Here is an 18,060-nt window from a genome sequence, read left to right on the forward strand (position 1 = left end):
TACCTTGTTGATTATTTTTTCTTCCAATAAAAACGGTGACTTGACCCAGTAAAGTCGCGACATACAAACAAATCGCCAACCGCTACCACTTTATCGTTATACATCAAAATGGGTATAAGTGATCGTTTCCATGGCGGAATTTGATACTCCTGAAACAGTTTTTTTAGTTTTCGACTACCGACGCGCCCTGCAGGATGGGCACTCAAACCACTAGGATTGAACTGAACCCAAGCTTTTTCATCGGCATTAGCCGCACGTACGCCAAGGCCAAGATCGCTGTGATTACCTAATACAACACTGCCTAATTGATGCGGCAGATCTAAGATTTGATTGCTCTTTAACACTGACTGCCACTCTTGTGGCGGCTCAATCTCTTTAACCAAGTGAATCGAGTTTTGGAATCGGCGCACTGTCCTATCTCCAATGACCAACTTAGGATTAGCATCTGCGCCCGCCCCTATCACTTCATTGAACAATAAAATAAGCTGCTTGCGACTGGGCATTGGTTGATTGTGCTGCTTAAACCATTGACGAATTAAGCGATGACGAATCGCTTCAGACACCGCACTTAAACGTTGCATACTCAGGCTATTATCAGGGTTCAGGGTTTGCTGATATTGATGTTGCAGTAATTCATCAAGCAGCTGCTCTTGTTCAAAGCATAGCTCAGCACTGCGCAGGGCATTTTTTTGTATTTCTGGCCAGCGCTTCGATAGTTGCGGAACCACTGCATGCCTTAAAAAGTTGCGATCAAACTTAGTGTCTTGATTGCTTTCGTCTTCTACCCACTGCAATTGATGCTCAACGGCATAATCATGCAGTTGTTCTCGGCGTAAGGACAGAAAAGGCCTTACTAGTAAGCTGTCCTGAAAAGCAGATGACGCCCCCATTCCAGCCAACCCTCTTGGGCCACTACCACGCTTTAATGCCAATAATAGAGTTTCGAGTTGATCATCGGCATGTTGCGCCGTTAATAACAAATCACCGTTCTGCAGGTGCTTAGCCAATAACTCATAACGTGCGTCTCTAGCTTGCGCTTCTAGGCTCTGTTTACTGTTGATATCTAAATGGGCATGTTCTACGCAAAAAACGATTGAGGAGGCTTCACACCACTGCTGACATTGCGTTGTCCAGTGCGCCGCATTTTGGCTTAAACCATGATTAACATGCACCGCCATCACTTTAGTTGTTTGGTTTTGAGTTTGATAACGAGCCAAACCCTGATAACGGGATAAGCAATGAAGCATCACTCGAGAGTCTAGCCCTCCACTTAATGCCAGTACGATTTTTGAATCAGAACTTCGATAAGCTTCAATGACTTTGCAAAAAGTATCGAAAATAATGTCCACGGCATTTCTCACTATATTCATGGTATTCATAAAGCAAAAAAGGCGAGCTAGTGCTCACCTTTCTCATTATTTCATCATTTGCGGTTGAGCAAATTTAGCTTAGCAGTAACCGTAGCTCATCAAGCGCTCGTAACGGCGCTCCTGTAGCTCTTCTTCACTTTTGCTGTCTAGCTCTTTTAACTGCTGAATCAATACCGCTTTAATATTCTCAGCTGTATGGACTGGATCTCTGTGCGCGCCGCCTAGCGGTTCAGTAATGATTTCATCAATCAAGCCGTACTCTTTCAAGCGCGGTGCAACTAAGCCCATTGCATCTGCAGCTTGTGGCGCTTTTTCAGAGTCACGCCATAAGATAGAAGCACAACCTTCTGGAGAGATAACCGAGTATGTTGAGTACTCAAGCATGTTCACGTAGTCACCGACACCAATCGCCAATGCACCACCAGAACCGCCTTCACCTACAACGTTACAAATAACAGGAACAGTAAGACCTGCCATCGCTTTTAGATTCGTTGCAATTGCTTCAGATTGACCGCGCTCTTCCGCACCGACACCTGGGTAAGCACCCGCAGTATCAATAAAGGTAATAATAGGCATGTTAAAGCGCTCAGCCATCTTCATTAGACGCAGGGCTTTACGGTAACCTTCAGGTTTTGGCATACCGAAGTTACGGATGACTTTCTCTTTGGTTTCACGGCCTTTTTGATGACCAATAACCATTACCGGACGTCCATCTAGACGAGCCATGCCACCAACGATAGCTTTGTCATCGCCAAACGCACGATCACCGCATAATTCATCAAATTCAGTGAAGGCATTTTCAATGTAATCATAAGTGTAAGGACGCTGTGGGTGACGAGCAAGTTGAGCCACTTGCCACGCACCTAGATCACCAAAAATTTTCTTTTTCAGTTCTAAGCTTTTCTTTTCAAGAGAAGTGATTTCCTTGTCTAGGTCTACTCCATCTCCTCCGCCGTGGCGACTTACATCGCGTAGGGCTTCAATTTTAGCTTCAAGCTCTGCAATTGGCTTTTCAAACTCTAGAAAGTTCAAACTCATCTAGCATTCCTTCATTTTTTTGCTCTGAATACAGGGTGTTCTGTAATCAGTTAAATTCGAGTTCTACCTGGTCATTCCCAAGTAGCTGCTTTAAATCGTCAATCAACGTATCGCTTGGCGTAACTCGCCATTCAACACCCAAGGATAACTTGGCTCTTGCGTCGCTACGTTGATAATAAATATGGACTGGAATAGTACCAGCGCGATGCGGCTCTAACACTCGACTGAAGCGTTCAAAGAACTGTGCATCAATTTGAGACTCTGATATCGAGATACTGAGTCCAGAAGCGTATTTCTCACGAGCATGGCCAAGATCCATGACTTCACGAGCCGTCATTTTAAGGCCACCATTGAAATCATCAAAGCTGACCTGTCCAGAAACCACTACAATTCTATCTTTTTCTACAAGTTCTGCATACTTTTCTAGCATATCAGAAAATAACATCACTTCCATTCGCCCCGAACGGTCGTCTAAAGTCAGAATACCAATGCGAGTTCCGCGCTTGGTGGTCATCACTTTAGCCGCAATAACTAAACCTGCTAACGTAACAGATTGGTCACGTCTGGTTGGTGTGGCGTTATTTAATCGACAGCTAGTGTATTTTGCCAACTCGCGTAGATACAAGTTAATAGGGTGGCCAGTTAAATATAAGCCGAGCGTTTCTCGCTCCCCTTCTAGCCACACTTTTTCAGGCCATTTAGGCACTTGCGCATAGGCTTGCTCAACATCGGAATGGGTATCGGTTAATACGCCAAACATATCCGACTGTCCAAAGGCTTCTGCTTGGTGGTATTGACCCGCCGCTTTTACCGCTGCATCTACAGAGGCCATCATAGCCGCTCGGTGTGGGCCTAGACGATCTAGTGCGCCTGCTTGAATAAGCTTTTCAATCACACGCTTGTTGCATTTTTTAAGATCAACACGCGCACAAAAATCAAACAGATCTTTAAAGTGGCCGTCTTTGGCTCGCGCCTCGATCATGCTATCAATTGGGCCTTCACCGACCCCTTTAATCGCGCCAATACCGTACACAATCGCGCCGGTTTCATCAACGTTAAAGCGATATAGACCCGAGTTTACATCCGGCGGTAAGATTTTCAGCCCCATACGGATACATTCATCGACCAAGCCGACCACTTTTTCCGTATTATCCATATCCGCGGTCATTACCGCCGCCATGAATTCAGCTGGATAATGGGTTTTTAGCCATAGCGTTTGGTATGAAACCAATGCATACGCCGCCGAGTGCGATTTGTTAAAACCATAGCCGGCAAATTTTTCTACCAAGTCGAAGATTTTCATCGACAACTCGCCATCTACGCCGTTATTTTCTGCCCCTTCTTTAAAGACTGAGCGCTGTTTCTCCATCTCTTCCGGTTTTTTCTTACCCATAGCACGGCGCAACATATCTGCGCCGCCGAGCGTATAGCCCGCCAAAATCTGGGCGATTTGCATAACCTGTTCTTGATACAGAATGATGCCGTAGGTCGGTTCTAGGGTTTCTTTTAATGAATCATGTTGCCATGTTTCATCAGGGTAAGAGATGGCTTCTCGACCGTGCTTACGGTCGATAAAGTTATCTACCATGCCCGATTGTAATGGGCCGGGACGAAATAGCGCCACCAGTGCGATGATGTCTTCAAAACAGTCCGGTTTAAGACGCTTGATCAAATCCTTCATGCCGCGAGATTCAAGCTGGAATACCGCAGTCGTTTCGGAGTTTTGTAGCACTCTGAACGAGGCTTCATCTTGCAAAGGAATCGATTCGATGCGAACCGGCTCTTCACCCATTTTTTCAAGCCTTGGGTTAATTAGCCCTAGCGCCCAATCAATGATCGTTAGAGTACGTAACCCCAAGAAGTCAAACTTAACCAGACCTGCGGTTTCTACGTCATTTTTATCAAACTGAGTAACTGGGAAGTGCCCTTCAGCATCCGCATAGATCGGTGAAAAGTCCGTAATTGTGGTGGGTGAGATCACCACGCCACCGGCGTGTTTACCTGCGTTACGTGTACACCCTTCTAGGATGCGACACATATCGATAAGATCTTTGACCTCATCATCGGCATCATAGAGCTCGCCAAGTTGTGGCTCAGCATCAAATGCTTTGCTTAGCGTCATGCCCGGATCGGGTGGCACTAATTTGGAAATACGATCAACAAAACCGTATGGGTGACCTAACACTCGGCCTACATCACGAATAACCGCTTTGGCTGCCATAGTACCGAAGGTGATGATCTGCGATACCGCATCTCGACCATACAACTCAGCCACGTGATCGATAACCTGATCGCGCTTATCCATACAAAAGTCGATATCGAAATCGGGCATGGAGACACGTTCAGGGTTTAAGAATCGTTCGAATAGCAGATCGTATTCTAATGGATCAAGGTCAGTGATCTTCAGCGCATAAGCCACCAATGAACCCGCACCTGAACCACGGCCTGGGCCTACTGGAATGTCGTTGTCTTTCGACCACTGGATGAACTCCATTACGATCAGGAAGTAACCGGGGAAGCCCATCTGGTTAACAACGCCTAGCTCGATTTGCAGTCGCTCATCATATTCAGGGCGACGCTCGGCGCGCACTTTAGGATCGGGGAATAAAAACTCTAAGCGCTCTTCTAAGCCTTCTTCAGACTTATGCACTAAGAATTCTTCAATGCTCATATCACCGGTTGGGAAGTTAGGTAAGAAATACTCCCCTAGACGTACGGTAACGTTACAACGTTTAGCAATTTCAACACTGTTTTGTAAGGCTTCAGGAATGTCTGAGAACAGCTCACACATTTCTTCTTCAGTGCGCAAATACTGCTGAGCACTGTAATTTTTTGGACGACGCGGATCTTCTAGAGTAAAACCATCGTGGATCGCCACACGTATTTCATGGGCGTCGAATTGTTCTGGGTTTAAAAAGACCACTTCGTTGGTTGCCACGACAGGCAAGTTACTCTGCTGTGCGCATTCTAGCGCAAAATGCAGATAGCTCTCTTCGTCAACGCGGCCTGTACGGGTCAGTTCCAAATAAAAACGATTGGCAAAATGTTGCTGATAAAAATCGATGCACTGCTGAGTCAGGTCGTCGTTGCCTTTTAATAAAGCTTTGCCTAACTCGCCACTTTTACCGCCAGAGAGAACAATTAAACCTTCGTTAAGCTCGGCTAACCATTCTTTATCGATAACAGGTTGGTGTTGAACATGACCGCGCAGGTAGGCTTTAGAAATCAATAGAGTCAGGTTTTTATAACCTTGGTTATTAGCAGACAAGACTGTGATACGGGTTAATTCATCACCAAACTCGGGTGACTGCATCATAAAGTCAGCGCCAATAATGGGCTTAACGCCCTCGCCGTGAGCCTTGTTATAAAACTTCACCAGACCACATAGGTTAGTAAAGTCGGTCAATGCTACCGCAGGCATACCAAGCTCTGCCACTTTCTTGACTAAAGGCGGTACTTTCGACAAGCCATCCACCATGGAATAGTCACTGTGGACGCGTAAATGTATAAACTTCGGCTCTGTCATAATTACTCTGTTGTTCCGTTAGTCAAGTAAACCTAACGCTCGTTTAACTGGCTTAAAACTTTTTCTGTGCTCAGCAATCACGCCGTGCTCTTCGATGGCGGCAAAATGTGCCTTAGTCGGATACCCTTTATGTTTCGCAAAACCAAATTGTGGGTACTTTTCATCAAGCTCAACCATTTCTTGGTCGCGCACCACTTTAGCGATGATAGAAGCGGCGCTGATTTCAGCCACTCTTAAATCGCCTTTCACGACCGCAAGCCCCGGCATCGCGATGGTCGGCACTCGATTACCATCAATTAAGGCAAAGTCTGGCTTAATGGACAGGCCTTCAATGGCGCGCGTCATCGCCAGCATAGTAGCATGCAAAATATTCAACTCGTCGATTTCTTCAGGTGAACAGCGACCGACTGACCATGCTAGCGCTTTTTGTTTAATTTCTGGAAATAACGCCAAACGTTTCTTCTCAGACAGCGCCTTTGAATCAGTCAGCCCTTCGATAGGGTTATTCGGATCTAAAATAACCGCTGCAGTGACGACATCACCCACCAGTGGGCCTCGCCCGACTTCATCCACTCCGGCAAACAAAGAGTAACCTTTTGGGTACTCAAAGGGAGGGTATTCTACTTTTGCTTTTGCCATTTATTTGCCTATTAAATTCAATACCGCGTTGGCTGCTTGAGTATCAGCGTCACGCTTTATCCACGCGTGCATTTCGCTAAACTTATCCGTCATATAGGTGGTATCACCATCGATAATATTCTGCATCGCTGTGAATATTTGCTGTGGATTACATTCTTCCATAATCAACTCAGTAAGTAGCTCTTCATCCGCTAGCAAGTTAGGCAAGCTGTAATACTTATTCAGCATCATACGCTTAGCAATAAATCCGGAAATTTTATTGACCTTGTATGCGGTCACCATTGGGCGATTAACCAGCATGCCTTCTAAAACCGCTGTGCCACAGGCCAGTAAAATAAAATCGGCTGCGGCCATAATATTACGCGCCGAGTTTTCTTCAATGATTTGAAAGTCGAGTTCAGGTGCGGTTTGTTGCCAAACTTCTTCAAACTGAGCTTTTCGTGCTGGGTTGACCGCTGATACGATAAAACCAATCTCTGGGTATTTTTCATGCAGCAGTTTACAGCCTTCAATAAAGTCTTGCGCCATTAACTTTACTTCACCGCGACGACTGCCCGGCAGTACCGCAAGCCAGCGTTTGTCTTGCTGTAGGCCAAAACGTTCACGCGCTTCGCTTTTGCTTGAATGCATAGGGATTGCGTCGGCTAAAGTGTGTCCAACAAACTCACACGCCACTTGATACTTATCGTAAAAGGCTTTTTCGAAAGGAAGAAAAGCTAACACAAGATCGGTTGCGGCATCGATTTTAAAGATGCGCTTCGGACGCCATGCCCATACTGAAGGGCTCACGTAATGCACGGTTTTTAAACCGGCATTTTTCAATTCTAGCTCAAGTCGCAAATTAAAATCAGGGGCATCAATACCGATAAAAACATCCGGTTGCCACTGCTTGAAAAACTTAGCGGTTTCTTTTTTGATGTGCAAAATTCGACGCAACCGCCCTAGGACTTCAACCAATCCCATGACCGATAACTCTTCCATGTCAAACAGAGAGCGACAACCTAATGCCTGCATTTTTGGTCCGGCAATTCCAACAAATTCAGCATCAGGATATTTTTGCTGAATTCCCTTGATAAGACCTTCACCTAGTGTGTCCCCAGACAACTCTCCAACAACAACACCGATACGTAATGGTCGACTCATACATTGCACTCCCAGACAAAAAAAGGAAACAAAAAAGCACACAAATAAAAAGATCGCCCATTACAGCGATCTTTTAAAAAGGAAAACTAAACGCTGTTATTAGCGAATGATGCCACGATTAACATCATTATTTAGGTAATCAATGAATTGCTTAACCGCAGGGTATTCGTCTGCTGATTTGGCAATTTCAACTTTAGCTTCATCTAAAGTTAGACCTGATCGATATAGGGTTTTAAATGCACGACGCACAGCGAGAATATCTTGCTTCTCAAAGCCGCGGCGTTTCATGCCTTCAGAGTTAATACCGATAGGACTACAGTGGTTACCTTGCGCCATCACAAATGGAGGGATGTCTTGCGCTACAGTAGAACCGCCGCCGATGAACGCGTGCGCGCCCAAAGTACAGAACTGGTGCACAGGAACGAGCGCAGTAAGAATTACGTAGTCTTGTACTTTAACGTGTCCTGCAAGAGTGGCGTTGTTACCAAGAATAACGTTGTCACCAATCACACAATCATGTGCAATATGTGCATTCACACAAAATAGGTTATCACTACCTACTTGAGTAATGCCCTTATCTTGAACTGTGCCACGGTGCATCTGCACGCTTTCGCGAATCACGTTACGATCGCCTACCACAAGTTGGGTAGCTTCACCGTGATATTTCTTATCTTGGTTTTCTTCACCTAAAATGGCAAAAGAAAACACGCGGTTTCCATTACCAATTTTGGTTAAGCCTTTAATCACGACATGAGACATAATCTCATTGTCTTCACCAATTTCAACATCGCCACTGATGTATGTAAATGGCCCTACGCTAGTGTTAGCGCCAATTTTTACATTGCCTTCAATAACTGCAGTTGGGTGAATTTTTGCAGTAGGATCAATCATATTAGAATTCTCGACGAGCACATTTTAATTCTGCAGAACAAACAACCTCACCATCAACTTTAGCAACACCGTTAAACATCGCAATGCCGCGACGGTTTTTTAACAGTTCTACTTCGATGATCATTTGATCACCTGGAGTTACGGGTTTACGGAATTTTGCTTGGTCTACGCTAGCAAAATAATACAATTCATTTTCTTTTGGTGCACCAAAGGTTTTAAATGCAAGCAAGCCCGTTGCCTGAGCCATAGCTTCTAGGATAAGTACCCCAGGAAATACAGGCAGTTGCGGGAAGTGACCAGTGAACTGAGGTTCATTAAAGCTCACGTTTTTCAAACCAACTAGATATTTTCCTTCTTCGTAATCGGTGACACGATCAAGAAGTAAAAACGGATAACGGTGTGGAAGAAGAGATTGAATCTCCATAATATCCATGGTCTTTTTTTCAGAAGTCAAAGTGCATTTCCTTTAATGTAACGCTTTAATTTATTTACGAATTATAGACTAAAAAGACCTGCTTATTGCAGGCCTTAATAGAGAATTTAAGAGCCGAGCTTTTTCTCGAGTTCGTTGAGGCGATTGAGCATGTCCTCAAGCCTGTTAAGACGAGCAACAGATTTACGCCATTCTCGATTCGGTTGCGCTGGCATACCTGACGAGTAAACACCTTTTTCCGTGATGCTGCGAAGCACCATTGCACGACCAGAGATCATACTGCCGTCGGCAATTTCTAAGTGTCCTGAAATGGCTGCGCCACCACCAATAATACAATATTTACCAATGTGTGTACTACCACCGACGACAGTGCCACCTGCAATACAAGAGCCGTAATCGATACGTACATTATGACCAATTTGAATTTGGTTATCTAAAATCACATTGCTGCCAATAACGGTGTCGTCTAACGCACCTCTATCGACGGTTGTGCTTGCCCCAATTTCAACACGATCGCCAATTCTGACCGTACCTACTTGAGGAATTTTGATCCATTCGCCACGCTCGTTAGCGTAACCAAAACCGTCTGCACCAATCACTGAGCTAGAATGGAAAACACAACGTTCACCGACTTGCACATGATGATAAATCGTCGCATTGGCCCACAATTGAGTGCCTGCGCCAATGACCGCGTTTTTGCCCACATAAGCACCGGCGCCAATAGAGACATTGTCTCCTAGTACAGCGCCTGAATCGATAGTGGCGTTTGGACCAATAGAAACATTACTGCCTAAAACTGCATCATCAGCAATACTTGCCGATGCTGCAATTCCAGTTGCAGGTAACTGTGGCGTATTTAACGCTTGAGCTACCTTAGCGTAAGCAACATAAGGATCAGCGACGACCAGAGTATTACCTTTACATAATTCTCGTTCGCTTTCCTTTACCATGACTACTGACGCCTTACACTCAGGCAATTGCTTTTTATAGCGCGGATTAGACAAGAAAGTAATGTGCCCTTCTTCTGCCTTATCCATTGCAGCTACCGAAGTAACCTTAGTTGCAGGATCACCGTAAAGTGTGCCACCGGTAATTTGTTCAAGTTGTTGTAGCGTCAGTTCTGTCATAATTTATTACTTATTTAGTTCGTCAATCACTTTTTGTGATAGGTCTAGTTCAGGCTTAGCGTATTGAAGAGCTTGCGCGTCAACAACCATGTCTACACCTTCACGTTTAGCAACAACATTTACCGCGTCTTGAATCACTTTAAATAGTTTTTGCTTCTCTTGAGCTTCACGACGTTTGCCATCACGCTCTAAAGATTGACCTTTCAATTTGTATTCAGCTTCTAGACCAGCGATTTCGATTTGTAGTTTACGAACGCCATCATCACCTAGGAGTGCCGCATCGCGACGTGCTTTATCCGCTTTAGATTTAATCTTAGCTTCAATTGCTTTTAAATCTGCTGTTTTGTCTTTGAACTCTTCTTGCAGAGTTTTCAGAACAGCTTCTCGTTGTGGTAGCTCTTGGAAAATTTGAGCGGTATTTACATAAGCAACTTTTTGAGCAGCTTCCGCGGCGTGCGCAACCAAAGATGTAGACAAGACTACAAGACTCAGGCCTGCTGCTTTAATTAGTTTTTTCAATTTATTATCCTCAAATGTTTAGAAGGTTCTACCAATTGTGAAAGTGAAGACCTCTTTGTCATCACCCTCATAAATTTCAATCGGAGTCGCTAATGAGAACACTAATGGTCCCATAGGTGACATCCACTGTACTGCGGCACCTACTGATGCGCGGTATGCAAATGGGTCTGAATAGTCGTAATAGTATTCAGAGCCCGGTAAGTTATCATCTACGTCAACGTCGTTAAACTCTGTGTCCCATACACTGGCGACATCTAAGAACAAACTAGTACGCAGTTGATTACGGAAGCTATCCCCTGCAAATGGTGTAGGTACGATTAACTCAATACTACCCAACATGGTGGCGTTACCACCCGCAGATTCATCGGTTGCGGAATAACATGGGTTGTTACCACCGGCGTTACCAGAACAGCCTGATGGATCATCGTATACCGCTTTTGGACCCGCACTGTTTGAACCAAAGCCACGCAAGGTAGTGAAACCACCCGCATAGAAGTTCTCATAGAATGGGAACAAGTTATCATTGCCGCCTGTTTTAGCGTAACCGTTGCCATAACCTAAACGACCGCGAAGCAATAAAGCAAAGGTTTGTTTGTGGTTAAGCGGGAAGTACTGTCTCGCATCGTACTGAATTTTATAGTACTGCGCATCAGAGCCCGGAACGGTAATTTTACCGGTCAAACGTTGGTGGTTACCCGACGTAGGGAAGATACTTCTGTTTAGATTATTACGCGTCCAAGTCAGAGAAACGTCAAAATCGTCAGTTTCTAACGTATTTTCAATCGCATTGTAGTTACTACCTTGAGATTGAAGGAAGTTTTCTATCTGAACATAAGGGTCAAGGTTAGATAAACTGTTGTGTGTGTAGCCAATACCCACTTCCACAAAGTTCAATTCATCAAATGGGAAACCCCAAGTTAAAGAGCCACCGTAGCTTTCATTGGTATAGTCAACAATACCCGCTTCAGATGCTTCAAACTTGTTGTAGAAAACCTTACCCCCCAAACTGACACCGTCTAAGTTCCAATATGGGTCACGGTATTCTAAGCTCACATTCTTCTGATAATCGTTCATCATGGCATTAATACCAACGCGATTACCTGTACCTAAGAAGTTGTCTTGTTGCAGACCAACTTGGAAACTAATACCTGATTCAGTACCATAGCCGACACCAAAGTTAACACTGCCTGAGTTGGCTTCTTTTACCGAGTAAACCACGTCTACTTGGTCATCTGTGCCCGGTACACGCACGGTTTGTACATCAACAGTTTCAAAGAAACCAAGACGATTCAAACGTGTTTTACCTGTTTCTAGGTTTTTAGAATTTAACCAGCTTCCTTCCATTTGACGCATTTCACGACGCAACACTTCATCTTTTGTAGAGTTATTACCCACAAAACGAATATCACGCACATAGATACGGTTGCCCGCTTCTACGTTAACCACTAGTGAAACCGTATGGTTCTCATCATCAAATTCAGGGATAGTTCGAACGTTAGGATAAGCATATCCTGACTCGCCCAATACGCGCTTGATGGACTCTTCCATGCCAGTAACGGCGCCACCGCTGTAAACATCGCCTTTTTTGAACGGGTTCATCTGTTCAAATTCATCGCGCTTACCAATGAGCTCACCACGAACTTTTACGTCTTCGACTGTGTACTGTTCACCTTCATCTAAGAATAGCGAGATATACACGCCTTTCTTATCCGGGGAAATCGCCACTTGGCTAGAATCTACTTTAAACTTGAGGTAGCCCTGATTCAGGTAATACGACTTCATTGCTTCGAGATCGCCAGCAAGTACTTGCTTTTGATATTTCTCATCGGCCATGAAGTTCCACCAAGGCACGTCTACATTCAAGTTGAAACGAGATAATAATTCGCTGTCAGTGAATACGGTGTTGCCAATAAAGTTGATTTGCTGGATCTTAGCTGAAACGCCTTCCGAGAAAACAAATTTAAGATCGGCACGGTTACGAGGAAGTGGTGTTACCACCGCTTGTACTGAAGCGTTGTATTTACCTACGCTGTAGTAAAAGTCTTCAAGTCCCTTTTCAATGGTGCTTAAAGCGGTGCGATCTAACGCTTCACCCACTCGAACGCCAGAGGAATTAAGGTTTTGTTGAAGTTGTTCTTCTTCGATGGCTTTGTTGCCCGAAAAAGAAACACTCGCAATGGTAGGACGTTCCGTAACACGGACAACTAAATCGTTGCCGTCACGCATCACTTTTACATCTTCGTAGTTACCAGAGCGGTACAAAGATTTGATGATGTCAGATACATCTTTACTGCCAACAGTATCACCAACACGAACAGGCATCTCCAATAGAGCAGCACCGAGAGCTACACGTTGAAGACCTTCAATTTTAATATCTTGGACCACAAAATTTTCTGCACCGTAAACTGCACTACTTCCAAGTAGTAACGCGGTAAGCAGGATACGTTTTAGCGACATATCGACTTCTAATTTCCTATAAAAATACGCTGTGAGCTCAAAAGAATTACAGACGCATAAAATCGTTTAAAATTGCGATAGACATCAGTGCAAACACTATTGCGCCACCGACGCGGTACCCCATTTCTTGAATTTTTTCTGGTACCGGGCGACGGGTAACCGCCTCGACCGCAAAAAACAACAGATGACCACCATCTAAGATGGGTAGTGGCATCAAGTTGATAATTCCTAAATTAATACTTATTAAAGCCAAAAAGCCTAAGAAATACACCAAGCCATAATCGGCCGTAGCACCTGCTCCTTTAGCTATAGAGATAGGCCCACTGAGATTATTCAATCCAACATCGCCTACCACCAACTTTTTCAGCATATTGAAGGTCAAAGATGTGACTTGCTTAGTTTTTTCAATCGCTCGACCGATAGAATCTAGAGGACCAAACCTCAGATCGAATCGATATTCCTCTGGCCATGTGCCCACTTTAGGTGACACTCCAGCGAATCCTATCTTGCCATCTGCCGTTTCTCGAACGCCAGGAATAAGAGTAATAGGTAACGTCGTGCCATTGCGCTGTATTTCAAGTTGTAATGACCGGTCCGGATTATGGCGGATAATGGAAGCAAAATCTTGCCACTCGCTCACAGAGTTGCCATTCACTGATAAAACAGTGTCCCCTACTTCTAATCCAGCCTTAGCCGCGGCCCCTCCCTCTTGAACATTTGCAAACGTGAGATACAGTTCAGGAGAGTAAGGTCTGAATCCTAAAGTGGTCATCGCCGACTCAGTTTCCAGATCAAAATGCCAATCTTCGATATTAAGAGTGACGGTTTTCTGTTGGCCAATTTCATCCGCTGATGCCACGGTCATTGTCATCTGCTTATCGCCAATACGGGCAATCAGCCCCATATTAACAGATTCCCAATCTGCGGTTTTGACGCCATCAATGGATTTAAGTTCCATTCCTTGTTGAATTCCGGCTTGTGCAACAATGGAATTGGGGGTTACTTCACCAATTACGGGTTTTACGGCGGGAACGCCAATCAAAAAGACCAACCAATAAGCCAGAATAGCGAACAGGAAGTTGGCCATAGGGCCAGCAGCCACAATTGCGCTACGTTGCCAGAGTTTCTTTTGATCAAATGCGAGAGGTTTTTCGTGCTCGGCAACTTCTTCCACGCGGCTATCAAGCATCTTGACGTAGCCGCCTAGTGGTATCACAGAGATAGAGTATTCAGTGCCCGTTTTGCCTATTTTTTTCCAAATAGACTTACCAAAGCCAATCGAAAATTTATGAACTTTTACGCCACAACGACGGGCGACCCAGAAATGTCCGTATTCGTGCACGGCAACTAAGATGCCAAGTGCCACAATAAATGAAGCAAAATTCCATAAAGCGGAGGCCATTACATCTATCCCTAATTTAGTTGCTCACTAGCAAAAATACGTGCCATTTTATCGAGCTCAATCAAGCTTTCCAAGCTATCCAATTGATGAGCGTGTTCAGTTGCACACACCTTGTTCATTACACTTCGGTTCACTTGCACGATATCAGTGAAAGCAATTTTTTGTTGTAAAAACGCATGTACCGCCACTTCGTTAGCCGCATTCAACGCGGTAGTGGCGTGTTGTCCACTATAACAAGCTTCAATCGCTAGTTCCAAGCACGGATAACGAGCAAAGTCTGGTTTGATAAAGGATAGTTCACCCATTTCAGTGAAATCCAATGGCTTAACGCCCGCTTTGACACGATTTGGATACGCCATAGTCAATGCAATCGGGGTACACATATCTGGCTCACCCATTTGCGCCAGAGTAGAACCGTCTTTGTATTGCACCATAGAGTGGATAACGGATTGCGGATGAATAACCACTTTCAGCTGTTCTTTATTGGCATTAAATAACCAACGAGCTTCAATATACTCAAGCCCTTTGTTCATCATGCTAGCGGAATCAACAGAAATCTTAGGCCCCATAGACCAGTTGGGATGAGCAATAGCTTGCGCAGGTGTCACCGATTTAAGTGATTGGATATCGCTATATCGAAATGGACCGCCAGAACCCGTTAACAGAATTTTATGCACGCCAGCATTGTCTAGATCGCAATGTCCCAGATTGGTTTGAATACGTTCAGGCAAGCATTGAAAAATGGCGTTGTGTTCACTATCTACTGGCATAAGCTCAGCGTTGTGTTTTTTCACCGCATCCACAAATAACTGCCCAGACATCACTAGCGCTTCTTTGTTAGCCAGCAGCACTCGCTTACCCGCTTTAACGGCTGCCATGGTTGACAATAGACCTGCTGCGCCAACAATCGCCGCCATCACCATATCCACTTCAGGCAGTTGCGCTATGTGACAAAGGCCTTCGTCTCCAGCCAATACTTGAGCGGTATTGCCAACGGCACGCAGCTCTTTTTGTAATGTAAGAGCCGCTGACTTATCAGCCATCGCAACGTATTTAGGTCGCCACTGCTGGCACAAGGTGAACATTTGCGCGTGGTTTGTGCCCGCGCCTAGCGCGTACACCTGATAATGCTCAGGGTTTTCAGCCACAACCTTTAAGGTGCTGCTACCGATAGAACCGGTAGCGCCTAGAATAGTGATATTTTTCATGCTAATTGACCAATCAAGTGCGGGTTACTGCAACATGAAATAAAGAATGGCAAAGACAGGGAATGCAGCTGTTAAGCTATCTACGCGGTCTAATACACCGCCATGTCCTGGAATGATGTTGCTACTGTCTTTAATACCAGCAACACGTTTAAACATACTTTCTACTAGATCGCCTAGCACTGAAATCACCACAGTCACGAAAGTCAGTAGTATCATCAACCAAGGGGTAGAGAATTTAAGCTCAAACCATGTCGCCATGCCCCATCCGACTAGTAAAGCAACCACTAAGCCGCCCACTAAACCTTCGATGGTTTTATTTGGGCTAACATGAGGGGCCATTTTATGTTTACCAAAGCGTCTACCCGCAAAGTATGCACCGCTGTCTGCCGCCCATACTAATGCGCAGACGTACATAACAAGTTTAGCGCCATAGTAGAAATCCACATCTAAATTAACCGCTCTCAGCGCTACGATGCTCCAAAAGAAAGGCAATAACGTCAGTAGACCGAAGGCAAATCGAAGAATGTCTGAGTCTTTCCATAGCTTGGCGCTTTTGGGATAAGTAATCGCCAAACCGCTGGCGATAATCCACCAGATAGCACCTATGGCAATCACCACCGCCAAACTGCCCATCAAGTCGGGAGCAAGTACGGATTGCGAAGGGATACAAGAAAATGAGGTGAGAAAGCCCGTTAACAACAAAATCATTTTTGTTGCGCGGTTGCCGGATTCAATAAACTGAGTCCACTCCCACAAGCCGATCAAAGTGATTGCGCCTAACATCAGCATAAAACCAATAAATGGCAGCTGAAATACGCCTAAAATGACCAGAGGGCCGAGGATTAAAGCCGTTATAATACGTTGCTTCAAGGCTACTTCCTTATTTGTTATCCATAAGTGCTTTGATCTGCTCTCCAGTACAACCAAAGCGACGTTCGCGATTGATATACCAAGAGATTGCTTCGGCTAAGCCGTCTTCATCAAAGTCAGGCCAGTGTTTGTCGCAAAAGTAAAATTCTGCGTAAGCAACTTGCCATAATAAAAAGTTACTGAGACGAGATTCGCCACTGGTGCGAATCAAAAGATCCACATCTGGTAAATCTGCGAGGCATACTTCTTGTGAAATCAGATCTTCGGTAATATCAGAAGGTTGAATTTCACCGCGCATCGCTTGTTCAGCAATACGTCTTGTTGCCTGTGTAATATCCCATTTACCACCATAGTTGGCCGCCACATTGATAACCAATCCGTTATTATCTTGTGTAAGCGCTTCGGCTTCTGCTATTTTTTTTTGTAAACGAGAATTGAAACCACTTTTATCGCCAATTATTCTCAGTTTAAGATCATTTTTATGCAAACGCTTCACTTCCGTTGATAGCAAAGTGATAAACAATTCCATTAAAAGGCTAACTTCTTCTTGTGGTCGACGCCAATTTTCACTGCTAAACGCAAACAGAGTCACTGACTTAATACCCAGCTTAGCCGCTGCGGTAATGGTTTTTCTGACTGCGTTCACCCCTTTCTTATGGCCATAAACTCGAGGTTTACCATGAGATTTCGCCCAACGTCCATTTCCATCCATGATGATGGCAATGTGTTGAGGAATAGAGCTAGGTGTTATTGAAGTGTCAGACATAGAGAAGATAGTGAATAATTAACAGGTGGGAGATAATAGCAGAAAAAAACGCTGCACTGTAGATGTGCAGCGTTTTAAGAATCAATCGACAGTCAGTTTTGATTAAACTTCCATCAACTCTTTTTCTTTTGCAGCAAGAACTTCATCAACATTCTTAACGGCAACGTCAGTCAGTTTTTGAATTTCGTCTTGTGCTTTACGATCTTCATCTTCAGAGATTTCTTTGTCTTTTAGAAGCGCTTTAAAATCACTGTTTGCGTCACGACGGATATTACGGATTGCAACACGTGCACCTTCAGCTTCGCCACGAACGATCTTAACAAGATCCTTACGACGCTCTTCTGTTAGCGGTGGAAGTGGTACACGGATAACCGTACCTGCAGACATAGGGTTTAGACCTAGATCTGATTGTAGAATTGCTTTTTCTACTTTAGGCGCTAGTTCTCTATCAAATACTGTAATAGCAAGAGTACGAGCATCTTCAGCAACAACGTTTGCTACCTGATTAAGAGGGGTTGGTGCGCCGTAGTATTCTACTGAAAGACCAGATAGAAGACTTGGGTGAGCACGACCAGTACGTACTTTTGAAAGAGTGTTCTTTAGCGCTTCAACGCTTTTGTCCATACGCTGTTGCGCATCTTGCTTGATTTCGTTAATCACGATTTCACCTT

General features: G+C 44.6%; 15 protein-coding genes. All 15 read right to left on the reverse strand.

The genetic code is table 11. From position 1 onward, the window contains the following. Positions 1-11: 11 nt before the first annotated feature. Positions 12-1,349: a tRNA lysidine(34) synthetase TilS gene (gene tilS / locus QV280_RS09355; protein ID WP_367869515.1), complete on the reverse strand. Its 1,338-nt coding sequence runs from the start codon at positions 1,347-1,349 to the stop codon at positions 12-14. Between the two features lie 99 nt (positions 1,350-1,448). Then, positions 1,449-2,408 carry an acetyl-CoA carboxylase carboxyl transferase subunit alpha gene (gene accA, locus QV280_RS09360; RefSeq protein WP_152819578.1) on the reverse strand — a complete coding sequence of 320 codons (960 nt, stop codon included), beginning with the start codon at positions 2,406-2,408 and terminating at the stop codon, positions 1,449-1,451. A 46-nt stretch (positions 2,409-2,454) separates the two neighbouring features. Continuing rightward, complete coding sequence (gene dnaE / locus QV280_RS09365) at positions 2,455-5,934, reverse strand: DNA polymerase III subunit alpha (RefSeq protein ID WP_152819577.1); 3,480 nt, start codon at positions 5,932-5,934, stop codon at positions 2,455-2,457. Positions 5,935-5,952: 18 nt separating this feature from the next. Beyond that, the gene (gene rnhB, locus QV280_RS09370) at positions 5,953-6,573 is read right to left on the reverse strand and encodes a ribonuclease HII (RefSeq protein ID WP_152819576.1); all 621 of its coding nucleotides are present in this window, start codon (positions 6,571-6,573) and stop codon (positions 5,953-5,955) included. Continuing rightward, positions 6,574-7,716, reverse strand: a complete 1,143-nt coding sequence (gene lpxB, locus QV280_RS09375) for a lipid-A-disaccharide synthase (RefSeq protein WP_152819575.1) — start codon at positions 7,714-7,716, stop codon at positions 6,574-6,576. Between the two features lie 99 nt (positions 7,717-7,815). Then, positions 7,816-8,607 (reverse strand): acyl-ACP--UDP-N-acetylglucosamine O-acyltransferase, encoded by a 792-nt coding sequence (gene lpxA, locus QV280_RS09380; RefSeq protein WP_023403384.1) that lies wholly within the window; start codon positions 8,605-8,607, stop codon positions 7,816-7,818. A gap of 1 nt (position 8,608) precedes the next feature. Then, positions 8,609-9,040: a 3-hydroxyacyl-ACP dehydratase FabZ gene (gene fabZ / locus QV280_RS09385; RefSeq protein ID WP_052029581.1), complete on the reverse strand. Its 432-nt coding sequence runs from the start codon at positions 9,038-9,040 to the stop codon at positions 8,609-8,611. A 107-nt stretch (positions 9,041-9,147) separates the two neighbouring features. Next, positions 9,148-10,167 (reverse strand): UDP-3-O-(3-hydroxymyristoyl)glucosamine N-acyltransferase, encoded by a 1,020-nt coding sequence (lpxD, locus tag QV280_RS09390; RefSeq protein WP_023403382.1) that lies wholly within the window; start codon positions 10,165-10,167, stop codon positions 9,148-9,150. 6 nt (positions 10,168-10,173) lie between these two features. Beyond that, a complete protein-coding gene (locus QV280_RS09395) occupies positions 10,174-10,686 on the reverse strand; it encodes an OmpH family outer membrane protein (RefSeq protein ID WP_023403381.1) in 513 nt (170 codons plus the stop codon). Positions 10,687-10,704: 18 nt separating this feature from the next. Next, positions 10,705-13,143 carry an outer membrane protein assembly factor BamA gene (gene bamA, locus QV280_RS09400; protein ID WP_023403380.1) on the reverse strand — a complete coding sequence of 813 codons (2,439 nt, stop codon included), beginning with the start codon at positions 13,141-13,143 and terminating at the stop codon, positions 10,705-10,707. 46 nt (positions 13,144-13,189) lie between these two features. Continuing rightward, positions 13,190-14,545, reverse strand: coding sequence for a sigma E protease regulator RseP (gene rseP, locus QV280_RS09405; RefSeq protein ID WP_023403379.1), 1,356 nt, complete (start codon positions 14,543-14,545; stop codon positions 13,190-13,192). A gap of 11 nt (positions 14,546-14,556) precedes the next feature. Further along, positions 14,557-15,753: a 1-deoxy-D-xylulose-5-phosphate reductoisomerase gene (ispC, locus tag QV280_RS09410; RefSeq protein WP_152819574.1), complete on the reverse strand. Its 1,197-nt coding sequence runs from the start codon at positions 15,751-15,753 to the stop codon at positions 14,557-14,559. A gap of 24 nt (positions 15,754-15,777) precedes the next feature. After that, a complete protein-coding gene (locus QV280_RS09415) occupies positions 15,778-16,623 on the reverse strand; it encodes a phosphatidate cytidylyltransferase (protein WP_023403377.1) in 846 nt (281 codons plus the stop codon). Between the two features lie 10 nt (positions 16,624-16,633). Continuing rightward, positions 16,634-17,389: an isoprenyl transferase gene (locus QV280_RS09420; protein WP_023403376.1), complete on the reverse strand. Its 756-nt coding sequence runs from the start codon at positions 17,387-17,389 to the stop codon at positions 16,634-16,636. A gap of 102 nt (positions 17,390-17,491) precedes the next feature. Further along, positions 17,492-18,049, reverse strand: coding sequence for a ribosome recycling factor (frr, locus tag QV280_RS09425; protein WP_023403375.1), 558 nt, complete (start codon positions 18,047-18,049; stop codon positions 17,492-17,494). Positions 18,050-18,060 lie beyond the last annotated feature (11 nt).

This window comes from Vibrio sp. B1Z05 (assembly GCF_052955985.1).